We start from the raw sequence: 19,952 nt of genomic DNA on the forward strand, positions 1-19,952 counted from the left end.
GGCAACCGATTTGTCTATTCGCTAATAACCTCAATACATTCATGAGATTACCAGAAAAAAGCCGGCCGTTGGGCCGGCTCTTTTACTTACATCACCAGACGGCGAATGTCAGACAGCGTGTTGTTAATGATGGTAATGAAACGGGCACCATCAGCACCGTCGATCACGCGGTGGTCGAAGGAGAGAGAAATCGGCAGCATCAGACGCGGCACGAACTCTTTACCATTCCACACCGGCTCCATCGCGGACTTGGAAACGCCGAGGATAGCCACTTCCGGCGCGTTCACAATCGGCGCGAAGTGGGTAGTACCCAGGCCGCCGATGCTGGAGATGGTGAAGCAACCGCCCTGCATTTCGCCCGCAGTCAGCTTACCGTCACGCGCTTTCTTAGAAATAGTCATCAGCTCGCGAGACAGCTCGATGATGCCTTTCTTGTTGACGTCTTTGAATACCGGAACAACCAGACCGTTCGGGGTATCCACCGCCACACCGATGTTGATGTATTTCTTCAGGGTCAGACGCTGACCGTCTTCCGACAGAGAACTGTTGAAGCGAGGCATCTGCTCAAGTGCCGCAGCAACGGCTTTCATGATGAAGACAACTGGGGTTATCTTCACATCCAGCTTACGTTTCGCTGCTTCTTCGTTCTGCTGTTTACGGAACGCTTCCAGCTCAGTGATATCGGTTTTGTCGAAGTGAGTAACATGCGGGATCATCACCCAGTTACGGCTCAGGTTCGCACCAGAGATTTTCTGGATGCGGCCCAGTTCCACTTCTTCGATTTCACCAAACTTGCTGAAGTCCACCTTCGGCCACGGCAGCATGCCAGGGATACCGCCGCCAGTTGCCGCCGGAGCCGCTTCTGCACGTTTGATCGCTTCTTTCACGTAAGCCTGAACGTCTTCGCGCAGGATACGACCTTTACGGCCAGTGCCCTTCACTTTCGCCAGGTTAACGCCAAATTCGCGTGCCAGACGGCGGATCAGCGGAGTCGCGTGAACGTAAGCGTCGTTTTCAGCAAATTCAGATTTGCCTTCTGCTTTTACAGCCGGTGCTGCTGCCGGAGCTTCAGCTTTTGCTGCCGGAGCCGGCGCTGCCGCTTCCTGTTTCGCAGGAGCTGCCGCAGGCGCTGCGCCTTCAACTTCGAAGATCATAATCAGCGAGCCAGTTTTCACTTTATCGCCAACGTTGACTTTCAGTTCCTTCACGACGCCTGCAAACGGAGCCGGAACTTCCATAGACGCTTTATCGCCTTCTACGGTGATCAGTGACTGTTCAGCGGCAACTTTGTCGCCCACTTTCACCATCACTTCGGTCACTTCAACTTCGTCACCGCCGATATCCGGAACGTTAACCTCTTTCACGCCAGCCGCGGGTGCAGGGGCCGCTGCCGGAGCCGCTTCCTGTTTAGCCGCCGGAGCTGCCGCGCCTGCTTCACCCGCGACTTCGAAGACCATAATCAGCGAGCCGGTAGACACTTTGTCACCCACGTTCACTTTGATCTCTTTCACGGTGCCAGCAAACGGAGCCGGAACTTCCATAGAAGCTTTATCGCCTTCTACGGTGATCAGCGACTGTTCAGCTTCAACTTTGTCGCCCACTTTCACCAGGATTTCGGTCACTTCGACTTCATCGCTGCCGATATCCGGAACATTTACGTCTTTTGCCGCCGCAGCCGCGGGTGCTGCTGCCGGAGCTGCTTCTTTCTTCTCTTCTGCCTGAGCAGGTGCAGCGTCAGCTGCACCGTCGGCGGAATCGAAAATCATAATCAGTGCGCCAGTCTGGGTTTTATCGCCCACAGAGACTTTGATCTCTTTAACGATACCCGCTTGCGGAGACGGTACTTCCATAGAGGCTTTGTCGCCTTCTACGGTGATCAGCGACTGTTCGGCTTCAACTTTGTCGCCCACTTTGACCAGGATCTCGGTGATTTCAACTTCATCAGCCCCGATGTCCGGTACTTTGATTTCGATAGCCATTATTCTTTTACCTCTTACGCCAGACGCGGGTTAACTTTTTCTGCATCGATGTTGAATTTGGCGATTGCGTCAGCAACCACTTTCTTATCGATTTCGCCACGTTTAGCCAGTTCGCCCAGCGCCGCTACAACCACGTAGGAAGCATCAACTTCGAAGTGGTGACGCAGGTTCTCACGGCTGTCGGAACGACCGAAGCCATCAGTACCCAGTACGCGGTAGTCGTCAGCCGGTACGTAAGTACGGACCTGCTCAGCGAACAGTTTCATATAGTCGGTAGATGCCACTGCCGGAGCGTCGTTCATCACCTGAGCGATATACGGAACGCGTGGAGTTTCCAGCGGGTGCAGCATGTTCCAGCGTTCACAATCCTGACCATCACGCGCCAGTTCGGTGAAGGAGGTCACGCTATATACGTCAGAACCTACGCCGTAATCTTTCGCCAGGATCTCTGCCGCTTCACGGACGTGACGCAGGATAGAACCGGAGCCCAGCAGCTGAACTTTACCTTTGCTACCTTCAATGGTTTCGAGTTTGTAGATACCTTTACGGATACCTTCCTCAGCACCTTCCGGCATTGCCGGCATGTGGTAGTTTTCGTTCAGCGTAGTGATGTAGTAGTAAACGTTCTCTTGTTTCTCACCGTACATACGCTCCAGACCATCATGCATGATGACAGCAACTTCGTAAGCGTAAGCCGGGTCGTAAGAAATACAGTTCGGGATAGTCAGCGACTGAATGTGGCTGTGACCATCTTCGTGCTGCAGACCTTCGCCGTTCAGGGTGGTACGACCGGAAGTACCACCGATCAGGAAGCCACGTGCCTGCTGGTCGCCAGCAGCCCAGCACAAATCGCCGATACGCTGGAAGCCGAACATCGAGTAATAGATGTAGAACGGAATCATCGGCAGATTGTTGGTGCTGTAAGAAGTCGCCGCTGCCAGCCAGGAACAACCTGCGCCCAGCTCGTTGATCCCTTCTTGCAGAATCTGACCTTTCTCGTCTTCTTTATAGTAAGCAACCTGCTCGCGGTCCTGCGGGGTGTACTGCTGACCGTTCGGGCTGTAAATACCAATCTGACGGAACAGACCTTCCATACCGAAAGTACGCGCTTCGTCGGCGATGATCGGCACCAGACGATCTTTGATCGACTTGTTCTTCAGCATCACGTTCAGGGCACGAACGAAAGCGATAGTGGTAGAGATCTCTTTGCTCTGCTCTTCCAGCAGCGCGCCGAAGTCTTGCAGGCTCGGCAGCTCCAGCTTCTCGGTGAAGTTCGGCTGGCGGCTTGGCAGATAACCGTGCAATTTCTGACGCTGAGCGTGCAGATAGGTATGCTCTTCAGAACCTTCCGGGAAGGTGATGTACGGCAGTTTTTCGATATCAGCATCAGACACCGGCACATTGAAACGGTCGCGGATATGACGCACGCCGTCCATGTTCATTTTCTTAACCTGGTGCGCGATGTTTTTACCTTCAGCCGCGTCGCCCATGCCGTAACCTTTAATGGTATGAGCAAGGATTACTGTCGCTTTGCCTTTGGTTTCCTGCGCTTTCTTGAATGCAGCGTAGATTTTCTTCGGATCGTGACCGCCACGGTTCAGCGCCCAGATCTGCTCGTCAGTCCAGTCTGCAACCAGAGCTGCGGTTTCCGGATATTTACCGAAGAAGTGTTCACGAACGTATGCACCATCTTTCGATTTGAAGGTCTGGTAGTCGCCGTCAACGGTTTCGTTCATCAGCTGGATCAGTTTACCGCTGGTATCTTTACGCAGCAGCTCATCCCAACGGCTACCCCACATCACTTTGATCACGTTCCAGCCAGCACCTTCGAAGATGCCTTCCAGTTCGTTGATGATCTTGCCGTTACCGGTGACCGGGCCGTCAAGACGCTGCAGGTTACAGTTGATAACGAAGACCAGGTTATCCAGTTTTTCACGGGTAGCGATGGTGATCGCACCTTTGGATTCTGGTTCGTCCATCTCGCCGTCGCCGAGGAAGGCGTAAACGGTCTGTTTAGAAGTATCTTTCAGGCCACGGTGTTCCAGATATTTCAGGAATTTAGCCTGGTAAATAGCACCAATCGGACCCAGACCCATAGATACGGTCGGGAACTGCCAGAATTCCGGCATCAGTTTCGGGTGCGGATAGGAAGAGAGGCCATTGCCGTGAACTTCCTGACGGAAGTTATCCAGCTGCTCTTGAGTCAGACGACCTTCCAGGAAAGCACGTGCGTAAACGCCCGGGGAGATGTGGCCCTGGAAGTAAACCAGGTCGCCGCCATCCTGCTCGTTGCGTGCACGGAAGAAGTGGTTAAAGCACACATCATAAATGGTTGCGGACGACTGGAAGGACGCCATGTGGCCGCCCAGTTCGAGGTCTTTTTTCGACGCACGCAGAACCGTCATGATGGCGTTCCAGCGGATAGCTGAACGAATACGGCGTTCCAGTTCCAGATTACCCGGATACTCCGGTTGTTCTTCAACGGGGATGGTGTTGATGTAGTTGCTGATACCGGTGCCTGCGGCTACGTTGACACCGCCTTTGCGGGCTTCAGCAAGCAGTTGGTCGATCAGATACTGAGCACGCTCAACACCTTCTTCACGGATGACCGATTCGATCGCCTGGAGCCAGTCGCGAGTTTCGATCGGATCCACGTCATTTGGGAAACGTTCTGACATGGGTTATTCCTTATCTATCTAATAACGTTGAGTTTTCTGGAACCTGTCCCATTGAACTCTCGCCGGAAAGCTCAATAAGACAGGTTCTACGTTTAGTTGCCGCGCTTTTATATGCGCTTGATTTACAACATCTTCTGGATAATTTTTACCAGAAAAATCACTAATTCTTTCGTTGTTCCAGACGACGCAGAGAACGCTCACGGCGGCTCTCTTCACGGCTTCTGTCGAGCAAAATTTCTTCGATAAAGGCCAGATGGCGATGCGATGCTTCGCGTGCTTCTTCCGGCTTACCGGCCATAATCGCTTCGAATATGCGAGTGCGGTGACTACTCACCAGCGGCAGCATCTCGCGACGCGAATAGAGCAATTCGAAGTTCTGACGGACATTCTGAGCCAACATCGGCTCCATACACCTTAGCAGATGAAGCAGAACCACATTGTGGGCTGCTTCGGTGACGGCAATCTGATACTGGAGTACGGCGTTTGATTCCGCGTCCAGATCGCCAGACTGCTGCGCCAGCTCTATAGCGTGGTGGAGTTCACGGATGCGTTCCTTGTCTTCATCGGTACTACGCAGCGCGGCGTAATAGGCGGCGATACCTTCCAGGGCGTGTCGTGTTTCGAGCAAGTCATACTGTGATTCAGGATGGTCGGAGAGCAGCTCCACCAGCGGATCGCTGAAACTTTGCCAGAGGCTGCTCTGAACAAAAGTGCCGCCACCCTGGCGACGAAGCAACAAGCCCTTTGCTTCGAGACGTTGAATCGCCTCACGCAAGGAGGGACGGGAGACGTCGAACTGTTTCGCCAGTTCGCGTTCCGGTGGGAGTTTTTCGCCCGGGCGGAGTGTGCCTTCGAGGATCAAAAACTCCAGTTGCTGCTCAATCACATCGGAGAGTTTTGGTTGGCGGATTTTGCTGTAGGCCATGAGTTCCTGTCTTAAGCCACTTGCCGAAGTCAATTGGTCTTACCAATTTCATGTCTGTGACGCTAAAGTAACAAAGTATTCACCTCATGTCCATACAGGTTTTGATTGAAATCATGAAACTGTGCACATTTTAACAAGTTGACATATATAACGTTTCAAAGTTGTAACTATGCACAAATGTAGACTTTACGTAGGAAAGGGATTTTTTAACGATTATTAAACTATAAAAATCCGAATTGAACCGATTCACTTACCAATTTATCGATTTTTAATTCAAAAATAATGAATTTATATTCATTCTGTATGTTGAGGGGATTTGAGGCTGACCTTTACAAACGGTTCCTTTTTAAGCAACTCATCTTCAACCATGCATAAAGCGGGTGCATTCGCTGCCGCATACCATTATTCTTTATCTGACGGAAGTCCTTTTGTAACAATTCAAACGTCTTTGATGTAAACAAATCAATACAAAAAACGGAATTGCAAACTTACACACGCATCACTGCGTAGATCAAAAAAACAATCACCGTACGAGGTTTCATGATGGAAGGTCAACAGCACGGCGAGCAGCTAAAGCGCGGCCTTAAAAACCGCCATATTCAGCTTATCGCGCTGGGTGGCGCGATAGGGACCGGGCTATTTCTGGGTAGCGCCTCCGTAATACAGTCCGCAGGGCCAGGGATTATCCTGGGTTACGCCATTGCTGGTTTTATCGCCTTTCTGATCATGCGTCAGCTAGGTGAAATGGTGGTCGAAGAACCTGTCGCAGGCTCCTTTAGCCACTTTGCTTATAAATACTGGGGCAGTTTTGCCGGTTTCGCTTCTGGCTGGAACTACTGGGTACTGTACGTTTTAGTTGCCATGGCAGAGCTGACTGCCGTGGGTAAATACATTCAGTTCTGGTATCCGGAAATCCCCACCTGGGTTTCTGCCGCCGTATTCTTTGTGGTGATCAACGCCATCAACCTGACTAACGTTAAAGTGTTTGGTGAGATGGAGTTCTGGTTTGCCATTATCAAAGTTATTGCGGTGGTAGCGATGATCATCTTCGGCGGCTGGCTACTGTTCAGTGGCAACGGTGGCCCGCAGGCGACCGTCAGCAACCTGTGGGATCAAGGTGGTTTCCTGCCGCATGGCTTCACCGGGCTGGTGATGATGATGGCAATTATCATGTTCTCGTTTGGGGGACTTGAACTGGTAGGGATTACTGCCGCAGAAGCTGATAACCCGGAGCAAAGCATTCCAAAAGCAACTAACCAGGTTATCTACCGCATCCTGATTTTCTATATTGGTTCATTAGCCGTTCTGCTCTCGCTGATGCCATGGACCCGCGTTACTGCTGATACCAGTCCGTTTGTACTGATCTTCCACGAATTGGGCGATACCTTTGTGGCGAATGCGCTGAACATCGTAGTACTGACTGCTGCGCTCTCCGTGTACAACAGCTGCGTATATTGCAACAGCCGTATGCTGTTTGGTCTGGCACAACAGGGCAACGCGCCAAAAGCGCTGGCGTCTGTCGACAAACGCGGTGTACCGGTTAACACTATTCTGGTGTCTGCGCTGGTTACGGCATTGTGCGTGCTGATTAACTACCTTGCACCGGAATCCGCATTCGGACTGTTAATGGCGCTGGTGGTATCTGCACTGGTCATCAACTGGGCGATGATTAGCCTGGCGCATATGAAATTCCGTCGCGCCAAGCAGGAACAAGGCGTGGTAACTCGCTTCCCTGCTCTGCTTTATCCGCTGGGTAACTGGATCTGCCTGCTGTTTATGGCGGCGGTACTGGTGATTATGCTGATGACCCCAGGAATGGCGATTTCGGTATACCTGATCCCGGTATGGCTGATCGTGTTAGGTATCGGCTATCTGTTTAAAGAGAAAACCGCCAAAGCCGTAAAAGCGCATTAATCTCTCTACGCCCTCACCCGTGCAGGGTGAGGGCAATAATCTTTACACCAACGCCCCGTAAATCGTCAGTAGCGCAATTACCACCACGACCACGAACGAGGTTTTCTTCGCCATGGAAACCGCTGCCTTTGGCGTCTCCACCTTATCGACATGCGGTTCACGCGCCAGAGAGAACTGTGCCAGACGCGTTAATACCTGATATTGCGAAGTATGGAAATCACCCAGCGAAGCAAACCAGGCCGGTAACGCTTTCTCCCCATGACCGATCAAGGCATATACCACACCCGCAAGACGAACCGGCACCCAATCCAGTACATGAAGCACGGCATCAATGCCGGACTGTAAACGGTGATGCGGCGTCTGGTAACGCGCCAGCCAGTATTGCCATGCACGCAAAAACGCATACCCCATCAGCGTAACGGGTCCCCAGGTTCCCCCCACAATCAGCCAGAACAACGGAGCAAGATAAAAACGAAAGTTAATCCACAGCAATGCATTTTGCAGCTCACGCAAATACTCACGTTCATCGCAGCCTGCCGGGACGCCGTGAATCATGGTGAGTTCGCCAGCCATCGTGGCACGGGCATGGCTATCATTACGTGAAGCAGCTGTCAGATAAGCATGATAATGAAGACGAACTTTACCTGCGCCAATACACAGCAAACCAATCAGCAGCCACACCAGCAGCGTGGGAACGTTGAACAATACTCCCTGCAATGCGCGTAACAGTAAAAAAGTCACGCCCATTGCAATAATGGTCATGCCTAATGTGCGCCCGAGAGAAAAATGTTTCACCCGCCGAAAGAACGCTTCAAGACGATGATCAAGCTGCCAGTGCTCGCCCAACTTAAACAGGCGCTCGAAAATTAACACCAGTAAGGTTGTAAATAGCGTCATGTTGTCTCCTTGCTGACCAGTGCACGAAACCGTGCCCAATCAAATGCAGGACCGGGATCGGTTTTCCGATCCGGCGCAATATCACAATGGCCCGTCATGTTATTAGCGATATCTGGATAGCGATCAATCAGTGCCCGCGTAACCGCCGCAAGCTGTTGATACTGCGCATCGGTATACGCCAGCGTATCGGTGCCTTCCAGTTCAATCCCAATAGAAAAATCATTGCAGCGTTCGCGCCCCTGATACTGAGAGACTCCGGCATGCCAGGCACGTTTATCAAAAGGAACATACTGGACTATTTCACCATCGCGGCGAATCAAACAGTGAGCGGAGACGCGCAAATGGGCGATCTCAGCAAAGAAAGGATGTGCCTGCGGATCAATAGTTCCAGTGAATAATGCGTCGATCCACGGACCGCCAAACTCGCCTGGCGGCAGGCTAATATTGTGCACCACCAGCAGGGTGGGTGTTTCATCATCCGGGCGGCAATCGTAATGTGGTGAGGGAACGCGGCGCGCGCCAACCAGCCACCCCTGTTCTAACAACATGCAGGATCTCCTTATATGTGGTGCTAATACCCGGTTCAGAGTAGCATGTTTCTACCTTATGATTCGTTAGCTATCTGGAGTTTTAACATGCCGCCTCGCCGCTATAACCCTGACACCCGACGTGACGAGCTGCTGGAACGCATTAATCTCGATATCCCCGGCGCGGTGGCCCAGGCGCTGCGGGAAGATTTAGGCGGAACAGTCGATGCCAACAATGACATTACGGCAAAACTTTTACCGGAAAACTCTCGCTCTCATGCCACAGTGATCACACGCGAGAATGGCGTATTTTGCGGCAAACGCTGGGTTGAAGAGGTGTTTATTCAACTGGCAGGCGACGATGTCACCATAATCTGGCATGTGGATGACGGCGATGTCATCAACGCCAATGAACCCTTGTTCGAACTTGAAGGCCCATCCCGCGTGCTGTTAACGGGCGAACGCACTGCACTTAATTTTGTGCAAACCCTTTCAGGGGTTGCCAGTAAGGTACGCCACTATGTCGAATTACTGGAGGGCACCAACACGCAGTTGTTGGATACGCGCAAAACCTTACCCGGCCTGCGTTCAGCTCTGAAATACGCGGTACTTTGCGGCGGCGGAGCGAATCACCGCCTGGGGCTTTCTGATGCCTTCCTGATCAAAGAAAACCATATTATTGCCTCCGGCTCAGTGCGCCAGGCGGTCGAAAAAGCGTCCTGGCTGCACCCAGATGCGCCAGTAGAAGTCGAAGTAGAGAATCTGGAAGAACTTGATGAAGCCCTGAAAGCAGGTGCCGATATCATCATGCTGGATAACTTCGAAACAGAACAGATGCGCGAAGCCGTCAAACGCACCAACGGCAAGGCGCTACTGGAAGTGTCTGGCAACGTCACTGACAAAACACTGCGCGAATTTGCCGAAACGGGCGTGGACTTTATCTCCGTCGGTGCGCTAACTAAACACGTACAGGCACTCGACCTTTCAATGCGTTTTCGCTGATTGCTGACAGATTTATCCGCTCCATCGCGGGCGGATAATCTCCCCTTTCCCAACTTTCTTCGTAACGCCTCGCAAATTTCTTGTCTTTCGCTGCAACGTAATAAAAAACTCCGGAAGCTGCTTTCCCGTTTCGTTTTTTGCCCCTCGCTTGTGCTGATGGCGTTTGCCAAAGTAGCGCCAACCAAATCAAGGAGCGAAACAAATGGACAAGCAACGCGGTTTTACACTTATCGAACTGATGGTGGTTATTGGCATCATTGCCATTTTAAGCGCCATTGGTATTCCCGCTTATCAAAACTACCTGCGCAAAGCCGCACTCACCGACATGCTACAAACCTTTGTGCCTTACCGTACCGCCGTAGAGTTGTGCGCGCTGGAACATGGTGGATTAGATACCTGCGACGGTGGCAGCAATGGCATTCCCTCGCCTACCACCACCCGCTATGTTTCAGCCATGAGTGTGGCAAAGGGCGTGGTGTCGCTGACCGGGCAAGAAAGTCTCAATGGGCTAAGCGTCGTCATGACACCGGGTTGGGATAACGCAAACGGCGTCACCGGCTGGACGCGCAACTGCAATATTCAAAGTGACAGCGCATTGCAGCAAGCCTGCGAAGATGTCTTTCGCTTTGATGACGCCAACTAAGGAGCGGCAATGAATATTCCACAGCTCACCGCCCTGTGTCTGCGTTATCAGGGAGTCTTGCTGGATGCCAGCAAAGAGGTGGTTCATGTTGCGGTGGTCGATGCCCCTTCGCATGAGCTACTGGACGCATTGCATTTCGCTACCACCAAACGTATTGAGATCACCTGCTGGACGCGCCAACAAATGGAAGGTCACGCCAGTCGCACCCAACAGACATTGCCCGTAGCTATTCATGAGAAGCATCAGCCCAAAGCAGAGTTACTGACTCGAACGTTACAATCTGCGCTGGAACAACGCGCGTCTGATATTCATATCGAACCAGCGGACAATGCCTACCGCATCCGCTTGCGTATCGACGGTGTATTGCATCCTTTACCGGATGTTTTACCGGATGCCGGAGTCGCATTAACCGCCAGATTAAAAGTGCTGGGCAACCTGGATATCGCGGAACATCGCCTGCCACAGGACGGGCAATTCACTGTCGAACTGGGCGGGAACGCCGTCTCATTTCGCATTGCTACCTTGCCATGTCGCGGCGGTGAAAAGGTGGTATTACGGTTGTTACAGCAGGTGGACCAGGCGCTGGATATCAACACGCTGGGGATGCAACCATCACAACTGACTGACTTTACCTACGCCTTGCAGCAACCACAGGGATTGGTGCTGGTAACTGGCCCTACTGGCAGCGGCAAAACGGTCACGCTGTATAGCGCCCTGCAAACGCTAAATATCGCTGATATTAATATTTGCAGCGTGGAAGATCCGATTGAGATCCCCATAGCAGGGCTAAACCAGACGCAAATCCATCCGCGTGCCGGTCTTACCTTTCAGGGCGTTTTGCGTGCGTTATTGCGCCAGGACCCTGACGTCATCATGATCGGAGAGATCCGCGATGGCGAAACAGCAGAGATCGCTATTAAAGCGGCGCAAACCGGTCACCTGGTGTTGTCTACCCTACACACCAATTCCACCACTGAAACGCTGGTACGTTTACAGCAAATGGGAGTCGCCCGCTGGATGCTCTCATCGGCGCTTACGCTGGTAATAGCCCAGCGTCTGGTACGTAAACTTTGCCCACATTGTCGCCTGCAGCAAGGGGAGCCCATCCATATTCCAGACAATGTATGGCCGTCGCCGCTGCCCCGCTGGCAAGCACCCGGTTGTGTACATTGCTACCACGGTTTTTATGGTCGCACGGCCTTATTTGAAGTTCTGCCCATAACACCGGTCATACGTCAGCTTATTTCCGCTAATACCGACGTTGAATCGCTGGAAACGCACGCCCGACAGGCGGGTATGCGAACGCTTTTTGAAAACGGCTGCCTGGCCGTGGAGCAAGGCTTAACCACCTTTGAAGAGTTAATCCGCGTATTGGGAATGCCGTATGGCGAGTAAGCAACTCTGGCGCTGGCGTGGCATAACCGGCGACGGCAATGCGCAAGATGGGATGCTATGGGCAGAGAGCCGTGCTTTGCTGCTCATAGCACTACAGCAACAGATGGTTACCCCACTTAGCCTGAAGCGAATCGCCATCAATTCTGCGCAGTGGCGAGGAGATAAAAGCGCGGAAGTCATTCATCAACTGGCGACGCTACTCAAAGCCGGGTTAACGCTTTCTGAAGGGCTGGCACTGCTGGCGGAACAGCATCCCAGTAAGCAATGGCAAGCGTTGCTGCAATCACTGGCGCTCGATCTCGAACAGGGCGTTGCCTTTTCGAATGCCTTATTACCCTGGTCAGAGGTATTTCCGCCGCTCTATCAGGCAATGATCCGCACGGGGGAATTGACCGGTAAGTTAGATGAATGTTGCTTTGAACTTGCTCGACAGCAAAAAGCCCAGCGTCAGTTAGCCGATAAAGTGAAATCAGCGTTGCGTTATCCCATCATCATTTTAGCGATGGCAATAATGGTGGTTGTGGCAATGCTGCATTTTGTACTGCCGGAGTTTGCTGCTATCTACAAGACCTTTAACACCCCATTACCAGCGCTAACGCAGGGGATCATGACGCTGGCAGACTTTAGTGGCGAATGGGGCTGGCTGCTGCTGTTGTTCGGCTTACTGCTGGCAATAGCCAATAAGTTGCTGGTGCGCCGCCCGACCTGGCTCATCGTGAGGCAAAAATCACTGTTACGCATCCCAATTATGGGTTCACTGATGCGAGGACAAAAACTCACGCAGATCTTTACGATTCTGGCGCTGACACAAAGTGCAGGCATTACTTTTTTACAGGGCGTAGAGAGCGTCAGAGCAACAATGCGCTGTCCGTATTGGGAGCAACTTCTGACACAAATCCAGCACGATATCAGTAACGGTCATCCCATCTGGCTGGCGCTAAAAAATGCCGGTGAGTTTAGCCCGCTCTGTTTGCAATTAGTGAGAACAGGAGAGGCATCCGGTTCGCTGGATCTCATGTTAGACAACCTCGCCCGTCATCATCGGGATAACACCATGGCGCTGGCGGATAACCTTGCAGCCTTGCTCGAACCGGTGTTGCTGGTCATAACGGGAGGAATTATCGGTACGCTAGTGGTGGCAATGTATTTGCCAATTTTCCATTTAGGCGATGCGATGAGTGGGATGGGATAACGCTGGCGTGTTACTCCACGCCAGCATTGGGAGATTACAGATTGTTGAAGATGCGGTTTTCTTGTTCCTGTACACGGATAAACGTGGTGCGCTTGGTCAGCTCTTTCAGACGTGAAGCCCCAACGTATGTACAAGCTGAACGCAGGCCGCCCAAAATATCACGCGCGGTATGTTCAACCGGGCCTCGCAGCGGCAGCTTAACGGTTTTACCTTCTGCTGCGCGATATTCCGCAACGCCGCCAACGTGACGTTTCATCGCAGACTCGGAGCTCATGCCGTAGAACAGCATAAATTTCTCGCCGTTCTCCTCAACGATGCGACCACCGCTCTCTTCGTGGCCCGCCAGCATGCCGCCAAGCATGACGAAATCGGCACCGCCGCCAAAGGCTTTCGCGACATCGCCCGGCGTGGTGCAGCCACCGTCGCTGACGATCATTCCGCCCAGACCATGCGCAGCATCGGCACATTCGATCACCGCAGAAAGTTGCGGATAACCGACGCCTGTTTTGACGCGAGTTGTACAAACAGAACCGGGGCCAATGCCAACTTTAACGATATCAGCACCGGAGAGGATAAGCTCCTCACACATTTCACCAGTCACTACGTTGCCAGCACAAATGGTTTTGGTCGGCCACGCTTCACGCGCTTTCGCAACGAACTGCACGAAGTGTTCAGAATAACCATTCGCCACATCAATACAAACGAAGTTTAATGCCGGGTTCAGGTCGAGAATCTGTTTAGTTTTTTCGAAATCCGCATCAGACGTACCGGTAGAAACCATCACATGTTTCAGCACATCAGCGGAAGAATTGTTGATAAACGCTTGCCACTCTTCGACAGAATAGTGTTTATGCACAGCAGTCAGAATATCAAAAGAAGCCAGCGCAGAGGCCATAGAAAATGTGCCTACGGTGTCCATATTTGCGGCGATAATCGGCACGCCGGACCAGCTCTGACCTGAATGTTTGAAGGTGAATTGACGTTCCAGTTCAACATCGGAACGGCTTTTAAGAGTGGAGCGTTTAGGGCGGATGAGAACGTCTTTAAAACCTAACTTCAGATCTTCTTCAATACGCATGTGCGGATTCCTGGGGTTAATGGCTATAAGGGTAAGAGCGCAACTCCAGTGACGCTATCATACGCACTAATCAATGCGGCGCAAGACTGCGAAATTGTCTTTTTTTACGCTACAATCCCATAAATTTACCTGGTAAATAGTGAGCGAACGTTTCATCAATTTCGCTTTCGTGCGCTCATTTTTAACGTTTTGATAATCATGATGAATTCCCGGGAATATAAATTATGAGGTATATAGTTGCCTTAACGGGAGGCATTGGCAGTGGCAAGAGTACCGTTGCCAATGCGTTTGCTGATCTCGGAATTAACGTCATTGATGCCGATATTATTGCGCGTCAGGTGGTTGAACCAGGTGCACCTGCGCTACATGCCATTGCTGATCACTTTGGCGCTAACATGATTGCTGCTGATGGAACATTGCAGCGCCGGGCCTTGCGCGAGCGGATTTTCGCCAACCCGGAAGAGAAAAACTGGCTTAACGCCCTGCTGCATCCGCTGATTCAGCAAGAGACGCAACACCAGATCCAGCAAGCATCTTCCCCCTATGTACTTTGGGTTGTGCCATTGCTGGTAGAAAACTCATTGTATAAAAAAGCGAATCGAGTGCTGGTGGTGGATGTCAGCCCAGAAACGCAACTTAAACGCACCATGCAGCGCGATGATGTCACTCGCGAGCATGTTGAACAAATTCTTGCTGCTCAGGCACCGCGCGAAGCTCGCCTTGCCGTGGCAGATGACGTCATTGATAATAACGGCGCACCGGATGCTATCGCATCGGATGTTGCCCGCCTGCACGCACACTATTTGCAGCTTGCGTCGCAGTTTGTCTCACAGGAAAAACCGTAATGCAGACCCAGGTCCTTTTTGAACATCCACTAAATGAAAAAATGCGTACATGGCTGCGCATTGAGTTTTTGATTCAGCAACTCACCGTTAATCTACCCGTCGTTGACTACGCTGGCGCTCTGCATTTCTTCCGCAATGTCAGTGAATTACTGGATGTTTTCGAGCGCGGCGAAGTCCGCACTGAGCTGTTGAAAGAACTTGACCGGCAGCAACGTAAACTCCAGACCTGGATTGGCGTGCCTGGCGTGGACCAGAGCCGTATTGAAGCATTAATTCAGCAGTTAAAAGCGGCGGGGAGCGTATTAATTTCCGCGCCGCGTATCGGGCAATTTCTGCGTGAAGATCGTTTGATTGCTCTGGTGCGTCAGCGACTGAGCATCCCAGGCGGCTGTTGTAGCTTTGATTTACCTACATTGCACATTTGGCTGCATCTACCCCAGGCGCAGCGCGACAGCCAGGTAGAAACCTGGATTGCCAGCCTGAACCCGCTCACCCAGGCACTTACCATGGTGCTGGATTTAATTCGCCAGTCGGCCCCCTTCCGTAAACAAACCAGCCTGAATGGTTTTTATCAGGATAACGGTGGCGATGCCGACTTGCTGCGCCTGAATCTGTCGCTCGATTCACAGCTTTATCCGCAAATTTCCGGTCATAAGAGCCGTTTTGCCATTCGTTTTATGCCGCTGGACAGTGAAAACGGACAGGTACCGGAACGTCTGGATTTCGAACTGGCCTGTTGCTAAGGAGTAAAAATGTCAGAAACTATTACGGTGAATTGCCCAACCTGCGGGAAAACGGTGGTGTGGGGTGAAATCAGCCCGTTTCGGCCATTTTGTTCCAAACGTTGTCAGCTGATCGACCTAGGAGAATGGGCTGCTGAAGAAAAACGAATCCCCAGCAGTGGCGATCTTTCCGAAAGCGATGACTGGAGCGAAGAGCAGAAGTAATTGGGTGTAAAAGGTCAGATGTTGTCGGATGCAGCGCGAACGCCTTATCCGACCTGCAAGATCTTTTATATCAACGTGTTAAAAAATTGTAGGCCTGATAAGACGCGCCAGCGTCGCATCGGGCATCCAGTGTAAATGTTGGATGCCTTAACCGATCTACAGACACTTAAGCTTCGCAATTACCGGTTCATTGGCTGGCGGAAAATCATCTGCATTGAGGCTGGCCTGTGAAATCCACTCACTGGGCTGCCCTTCTTTACCCCACGGCTCCCCTTCCCAGCTTTCGACCAGCCAGAACCACAGTGTTATATGCCTGTCCGGGAATTCATATTCCAGTTTTTCAAATAGCGAATAATGTTGTGGGGTAATCCCGACTTCTTCCTGAAGTTCACGCACCACCGCCTGTTCCGGCGTTTCGCCCATTTCAATTTTACCGCCAGGAAACTCCAGTTTATTCGCCATGTGCGCATCTGCGGCGCGACGGGTTATAAAGATTTCATTGTTCTCGTTGCGAATAATACCTACCGCAATTTGCAGCTTTTTCATTGTCTTAAACCTATAAAAAAGGCGCAGAATCCTGCGCCTTTTGTTTCAAGAGTTAGCTTTATTGCAGGCGACCGTGGCACTGCTTGTATTTTTTACCAGAACCGCACGGGCAAGGATCATTACGTCCAACTTTGCGTTCACCGGTTTGTGCCGCCAGTGCAGCTGCGGCTGCAGAGTCATCATCCTGATGGCTAAGCTGCTGCATTTGCGCTAAACGCTCGGCTTCCATACGACGCTGTTGTTCCAGCTCTTCAACCTCTTCAGGCATACGTACCTGGACTTTGCTCAGCGTGCTGATGACTTCATATTTCAGCGACTCCAGCATCGCTGCAAACATGGAGAACGATTCACGTTTGTATTCCTGCTTCGGATCTTTCTGTGCATAGCCACGCAGGTGGATACCCTGACGCAGATAATCCATCGCCGCCAGGTGCTCTTTCCACAGGGAGTCAAGCGTTTGCAGCATGACGCCTTTCTCGAAGTGACGCATCATCTCAGCGCCAACCACTTCTTCTTTACGCTGATACACTTCGATGGACTGCGCCAGAATACGCTCACGCAGCGTCTCTTCATGCAGTTCTGGCTCTTTGTCCAGCCACTCGGCAATCGGCAAATCGAGGTCGAAATCGTTCTTCAGACGTTCCTGCAGCCCCGGAATATCCCACATTTCTTCCAGCGACTGCGGCGGAATGTAGGCATCGATGGTCGCTTTGAACACATCTTCACGAATGCTGTTGATGGTATCGCTCACATCGCTGACATCCAGCAGTTCATTACGCTGGGAGTAAATAGCGCGACGCTGATCGTTAGCCACGTCATCATATTCCAGCAGTTGCTTACGAATATCGAAGTTACGGCTTTCAACTTTACGCTGAGCGTTGGCAATCGCTTTGGTCACCCACGGGTGCTCGATGGCTTCGCCTGGTTTCATACCCAGTTTACGCATCATGCCGGAAACACGGTCAGAAGCAAAAATACGCATCAGCGCATCTTCCATCGACAGGTAGAAACGGGAAGAACCGGCATCCCCCTGGCGCCCAGAACGACCACGTAGCTGGTTATCGATACGACGAGATTCGTGACGTTCTGTACCGATGATATGCAGACCACCTGCAGCCAGTACCGCATCGTGACGCACCTGCCAGTCGGCTTTGATTTTTTCAATTTGCTCTGCGGTCGGATTTTCCAGCGCGGCAACTTCTGCCTGCCAGCTACCACCGAGCACAATATCTGTACCACGACCCGCCATGTTGGTCGCGATAGTCACCGCAGCCGGATAACCTGCCTGAGCAACAATCGCCGCTTCGTTGGCGTGGAATTTGGCGTTCAGGACGTTGTGCTTAATACCGGCTTTGGTCAGTTCGTTTGACACCAGCTCAGATTTTTCGATGGAGATAGTACCCACCAGCACCGGCTGGCCTTTCGCAGTACGTTCTTTGATATCTTCAATGATCGCCTGAATTTTTTCCGCTTCAGTCATGTAGACTAGGTCCGGCAGATCTTTACGAATCATTGGACGGTTGGTCGGAACAACGACGGTATCCAGCTTATAGATGGAGCTGAATTCGAAAGCTTCGGTATCAGCAGTACCGGTCATCCCCGCCAGTTTTTCATACAGACGGAAGTAGTTCTGGAAGGTGATCGACGCCAGCGTCTGGTTTTCGTTCTGGATCTGTACACCTTCTTTCGCTTCCACTGCCTGATGCAGGCCATCGGACCAACGACGTCCCTGCATGGTACGACCGGTGTGTTCGTCAACGATGATAACTTCACCATCTTTAACGATGTAGTCGACGTCTCGGGTAAACAGCGCATGAGCGCGCAGCGCCGCCGTTACGTGGTGCATCAGCATAATATTAGCCGGAGAGTACAGCGACTCACCTTCATCCATGATGCCTTCTTTCACCAGCAGCTCTTCGATCAGCACCAGACCACGTTCAGTCAAGTTCACCTGGCGAGATTTTTCATCCACCGAGAAGTGGCCTTCGCCCTGGAAGGTTTCGGAGTCTTCTTTTTCCTGACGGATCAGGTGCGGAATAATTTTATTCACGCGTTTATACATTTCCGAGCTGTCTTCTGCCGGGCCGGAAATGATCAGCGGTGTACGCGCTTCATCGATGAGGATGGAGTCCACTTCGTCCACCAGCGCATAGTGCAGTTTACGCTGTACACGTTCTTCAGGGCTGAACGCCATGTTATCGCGCAGGTAGTCAAAGCCGTATTCGTTGTTCGTACCGTAAGTGATGTCAGCTGCGTAAGCTTCACGCTTCGCCGGTGCTGGCATGCCCGGCAGGTTGATACCGACAGTCAGGCCAAGGAATTCAAACAGCGGACGGTTGTTTTCGGCGTCACGTTGCGCCAGGTAGTCGTTGACGGTAACAACGTGTACGCCCTTACCGGTTAATGCGTTCAGGTAAGCAGGCAGCGTTGCGGTCAGGGTTTTACCTTCACCGGTACGCATTTCCGCGATGCAGCGTTCGTTAAGAACCATACCGCCGAGTAACTGAACGTCGAAGTGACGCATACCAAAGACGCGCTTACTTGCCTCACGCACCACAGCGAAAGCTTCTGGGATCAGATTTTCCAGCACTTCGCCTTTTTCCAGACGTGCACGAAACTCTGCGGTTTTCCCTTTCAGTTCTTCGTCGGAGAGTTTTTCCATCTCCGGTTCCATGGCATTGATGATGTTGACGACTTTGCGCATCCGGCGCAGGGTGCGATCGTTACGACTACCGAAAACTTTAGTTAATAATTTGATTAGCATAATAAAATCTCAAACGCCCCGCGTTGCGGAGTCAATAAAATGAAGTAAAGGTTTATTGTTGTTAGCTGAGGCGTTGAGGGCCAGCACGGATGCCTTGCGCCTGGCTTATCCAGACGGGCGTGCTGAATTTTGCTTGCGGGGTAAAATGCGCATAATCAATGCGATAACCCTTTTCAGACGGCGTGCCTTCCTGGGTCAACAGCGCGCTGAGCGTATCCAGTAATGCAAGATGTTGCGCCTGAAGAGGCAAAGATTCTTCAGCAACGGGCAGCGTTTGCGGTGCCATTGCGAAGGAAAGATGACGGATTACCGTGCGAATGGCATGTTGATGCCAGTAATCAACGGAATAGTTCGAATTCGGGCGGCGCGTGTTCGCTTCCAGCATGGCCAATTGACCAAAGTTAACTTTGGCTGAAGGCTCGTGGTTGCGGGTTGTCGCTTTTGCGGGCGCGTTTGGTTCGGCGGCGTTGCTGAGCGCAGGCAAACCTAAACTCGCCGCGACCATCCCTAATAAGAGATGCGGCCAGAAGTAGCGTTTACCAAACTGTCGCCAGCGCGTCAGTATTCCACTCACGTTATTGCCATCCCGATCGTATTCAAACGTATTTAGCGCACAAATC

Annotated in this window: 18 protein-coding genes; 8 read left to right on the forward strand and 10 right to left on the reverse strand. The window is 51.8% G+C overall.

What is annotated here, in order from left to right:
- Positions 1-86 precede the first annotated feature (86 nt).
- From aceF to pdhR, 3 genes are all read right to left on the reverse strand, one after another.
- The gene (gene aceF, locus AACU19_RS04045) at positions 87-1,979 is read right to left on the reverse strand and encodes a pyruvate dehydrogenase complex dihydrolipoyllysine-residue acetyltransferase (RefSeq protein WP_105278711.1); all 1,893 of its coding nucleotides are present in this window, start codon (positions 1,977-1,979) and stop codon (positions 87-89) included.
- 14 nt (positions 1,980-1,993) lie between these two features.
- A complete protein-coding gene (gene aceE / locus AACU19_RS04050; RefSeq protein ID WP_000003821.1) occupies positions 1,994-4,657 on the reverse strand; it encodes a pyruvate dehydrogenase (acetyl-transferring), homodimeric type in 2,664 nt (887 codons plus the stop codon).
- A 160-nt stretch (positions 4,658-4,817) separates the two neighbouring features.
- Positions 4,818-5,582 (reverse strand): pyruvate dehydrogenase complex transcriptional repressor PdhR, encoded by a 765-nt coding sequence (gene pdhR, locus AACU19_RS04055; protein WP_000331776.1) that lies wholly within the window; start codon positions 5,580-5,582, stop codon positions 4,818-4,820.
- 540 nt (positions 5,583-6,122) lie between these two features.
- Here pdhR and aroP point away from each other — a divergent pair.
- Positions 6,123-7,496 carry an aromatic amino acid transporter AroP gene (gene aroP / locus AACU19_RS04060; protein WP_000969915.1) on the forward strand — a complete coding sequence of 458 codons (1,374 nt, stop codon included), beginning with the start codon at positions 6,123-6,125 and terminating at the stop codon, positions 7,494-7,496.
- Between the two features lie 42 nt (positions 7,497-7,538).
- On the opposite strand, the gene ampE is transcribed toward aroP, so the two are convergent.
- The gene (gene ampE, locus AACU19_RS04065; RefSeq protein ID WP_000172005.1) at positions 7,539-8,393 is read right to left on the reverse strand and encodes a beta-lactamase regulator AmpE; all 855 of its coding nucleotides are present in this window, start codon (positions 8,391-8,393) and stop codon (positions 7,539-7,541) included.
- Complete coding sequence (gene ampD / locus AACU19_RS04070) at positions 8,390-8,941, reverse strand: 1,6-anhydro-N-acetylmuramyl-L-alanine amidase AmpD (protein ID WP_000923726.1); 552 nt, start codon at positions 8,939-8,941, stop codon at positions 8,390-8,392. The genes ampE and ampD overlap by 4 nt, the downstream gene beginning before the upstream one ends.
- Positions 8,942-9,028: 87 nt before the next feature.
- Here ampD and nadC point away from each other — a divergent pair, with 87 nt between their 5' ends.
- The 4 genes from nadC to hofC all read left to right on the forward strand — a co-directional run bounded on the left by nadC (position 9,029) and on the right by hofC (position 13,152).
- Positions 9,029-9,922, forward strand: coding sequence for a carboxylating nicotinate-nucleotide diphosphorylase (gene nadC / locus AACU19_RS04075; protein WP_001135153.1), 894 nt, complete (start codon positions 9,029-9,031; stop codon positions 9,920-9,922).
- Between the two features lie 202 nt (positions 9,923-10,124).
- Complete coding sequence (ppdD, locus tag AACU19_RS04080) at positions 10,125-10,565, forward strand: prepilin peptidase-dependent pilin (RefSeq protein WP_000360904.1); 441 nt, start codon at positions 10,125-10,127, stop codon at positions 10,563-10,565.
- A gap of 9 nt (positions 10,566-10,574) precedes the next feature.
- Positions 10,575-11,960, forward strand: a complete 1,386-nt coding sequence (gene gspE / locus AACU19_RS04085; RefSeq protein ID WP_105278712.1) for a type II secretion system protein GspE — start codon at positions 10,575-10,577, stop codon at positions 11,958-11,960.
- On the forward strand, positions 11,950-13,152 hold the full coding sequence (gene hofC / locus AACU19_RS04090; protein ID WP_088541442.1) for a protein transport protein HofC: 1,203 nt from the start codon (positions 11,950-11,952) through the stop codon (positions 13,150-13,152). The genes gspE and hofC overlap by 11 nt, the downstream gene beginning before the upstream one ends.
- 34 nt (positions 13,153-13,186) lie before the next feature.
- Here the strand turns inward: hofC and guaC are convergent, their stop codons facing one another.
- Positions 13,187-14,230: a GMP reductase gene (guaC, locus tag AACU19_RS04095; protein ID WP_039021824.1), complete on the reverse strand. Its 1,044-nt coding sequence runs from the start codon at positions 14,228-14,230 to the stop codon at positions 13,187-13,189.
- 155 nt (positions 14,231-14,385) lie between these two features.
- Positions 14,386-14,430, reverse strand: coding sequence for a protein YacM (locus tag AACU19_RS04100; protein ID WP_120795372.1), 45 nt, complete (start codon positions 14,428-14,430; stop codon positions 14,386-14,388).
- Between the two features lie 24 nt (positions 14,431-14,454).
- Here AACU19_RS04100 and coaE point away from each other — a divergent pair, with 24 nt between their 5' ends.
- Genes coaE through yacG form a run of 3 tightly spaced genes read left to right on the forward strand, consistent with a single transcriptional unit; the run spans position 14,455 to position 16,022 of the window.
- Positions 14,455-15,075, forward strand: a complete 621-nt coding sequence (coaE, locus tag AACU19_RS04105; RefSeq protein WP_105278713.1) for a dephospho-CoA kinase — start codon at positions 14,455-14,457, stop codon at positions 15,073-15,075.
- Positions 15,075-15,818 carry a cell division protein ZapD gene (gene zapD, locus AACU19_RS04110; protein ID WP_001194743.1) on the forward strand — a complete coding sequence of 248 codons (744 nt, stop codon included), beginning with the start codon at positions 15,075-15,077 and terminating at the stop codon, positions 15,816-15,818. Before coaE ends, zapD begins: the two co-directional genes overlap by 1 nt.
- 9 nt (positions 15,819-15,827) lie before the next feature.
- Positions 15,828-16,022: a DNA gyrase inhibitor YacG gene (gene yacG, locus AACU19_RS04115; protein ID WP_000005043.1), complete on the forward strand. Its 195-nt coding sequence runs from the start codon at positions 15,828-15,830 to the stop codon at positions 16,020-16,022.
- Between the two features lie 156 nt (positions 16,023-16,178).
- Here yacG and mutT read toward each other — a convergent pair whose 3' ends face one another.
- The 3 genes from mutT to secM all read right to left on the reverse strand — a co-directional run bounded on the left by mutT (position 16,179) and on the right by secM (position 19,906).
- Entirely contained in the window at positions 16,179-16,568 is a 390-nt protein-coding gene (gene mutT / locus AACU19_RS04120) for an 8-oxo-dGTP diphosphatase MutT (RefSeq protein WP_088541443.1), read from the reverse strand.
- Positions 16,569-16,626: 58 nt separating this feature from the next.
- A complete protein-coding gene (secA, locus tag AACU19_RS04125; RefSeq protein ID WP_000905777.1) occupies positions 16,627-19,332 on the reverse strand; it encodes a preprotein translocase subunit SecA in 2,706 nt (901 codons plus the stop codon).
- 61 nt (positions 19,333-19,393) lie between these two features.
- Positions 19,394-19,906: a secA translation cis-regulator SecM gene (gene secM, locus AACU19_RS04130; RefSeq protein WP_039021823.1), complete on the reverse strand. Its 513-nt coding sequence runs from the start codon at positions 19,904-19,906 to the stop codon at positions 19,394-19,396.
- Positions 19,907-19,952: the final 46 nt, after the last annotated feature.

It is taken from the genome of Escherichia sp. MOD1-EC4550, assembly GCF_963876935.1.
GTDB lineage: Bacteria > Pseudomonadota > Gammaproteobacteria > Enterobacterales > Enterobacteriaceae > Escherichia > Escherichia coli_F.

What these genes read in the sequence shown, in the direction of transcription:
- aceF (WP_105278711.1), bottom strand. Translation starts at nt 1,979, where the DNA reads ATGGCTATCGAAATCAAAGTACCGGACATCGGGGCTGATGAAGTTGAA.
- aceE (WP_000003821.1), bottom strand. Translation starts at nt 4,657, where the DNA reads ATGTCAGAACGTTTCCCAAATGACGTGGATCCGATCGAAACTCGCGAC.
- pdhR (WP_000331776.1), bottom strand. Translation starts at nt 5,582, where the DNA reads ATGGCCTACAGCAAAATCCGCCAACCAAAACTCTCCGATGTGATTGAG.
- aroP (WP_000969915.1), top strand. Translation starts at nt 6,123, where the DNA reads ATGATGGAAGGTCAACAGCACGGCGAGCAGCTAAAGCGCGGCCTTAAA.
- ampE (WP_000172005.1), bottom strand. Translation starts at nt 8,393, where the DNA reads ATGACGCTATTTACAACCTTACTGGTGTTAATTTTCGAGCGCCTGTTT.
- ampD (WP_000923726.1), bottom strand. Translation starts at nt 8,941, where the DNA reads ATGTTGTTAGAACAGGGGTGGCTGGTTGGCGCGCGCCGCGTTCCCTCA.
- nadC (WP_001135153.1), top strand. Translation starts at nt 9,029, where the DNA reads ATGCCGCCTCGCCGCTATAACCCTGACACCCGACGTGACGAGCTGCTG.
- ppdD (WP_000360904.1), top strand. Translation starts at nt 10,125, where the DNA reads ATGGACAAGCAACGCGGTTTTACACTTATCGAACTGATGGTGGTTATT.
- gspE (WP_105278712.1), top strand. Translation starts at nt 10,575, where the DNA reads ATGAATATTCCACAGCTCACCGCCCTGTGTCTGCGTTATCAGGGAGTC.
- hofC (WP_088541442.1), top strand. Translation starts at nt 11,950, where the DNA reads ATGGCGAGTAAGCAACTCTGGCGCTGGCGTGGCATAACCGGCGACGGC.
- guaC (WP_039021824.1), bottom strand. Translation starts at nt 14,230, where the DNA reads ATGCGTATTGAAGAAGATCTGAAGTTAGGTTTTAAAGACGTTCTCATC.
- coaE (WP_105278713.1), top strand. Translation starts at nt 14,455, where the DNA reads ATGAGGTATATAGTTGCCTTAACGGGAGGCATTGGCAGTGGCAAGAGT.
- zapD (WP_001194743.1), top strand. Translation starts at nt 15,075, where the DNA reads ATGCAGACCCAGGTCCTTTTTGAACATCCACTAAATGAAAAAATGCGT.
- yacG (WP_000005043.1), top strand. Translation starts at nt 15,828, where the DNA reads ATGTCAGAAACTATTACGGTGAATTGCCCAACCTGCGGGAAAACGGTG.
- mutT (WP_088541443.1), bottom strand. Translation starts at nt 16,568, where the DNA reads ATGAAAAAGCTGCAAATTGCGGTAGGTATTATTCGCAACGAGAACAAT.
- secA (WP_000905777.1), bottom strand. Translation starts at nt 19,332, where the DNA reads ATGCTAATCAAATTATTAACTAAAGTTTTCGGTAGTCGTAACGATCGC.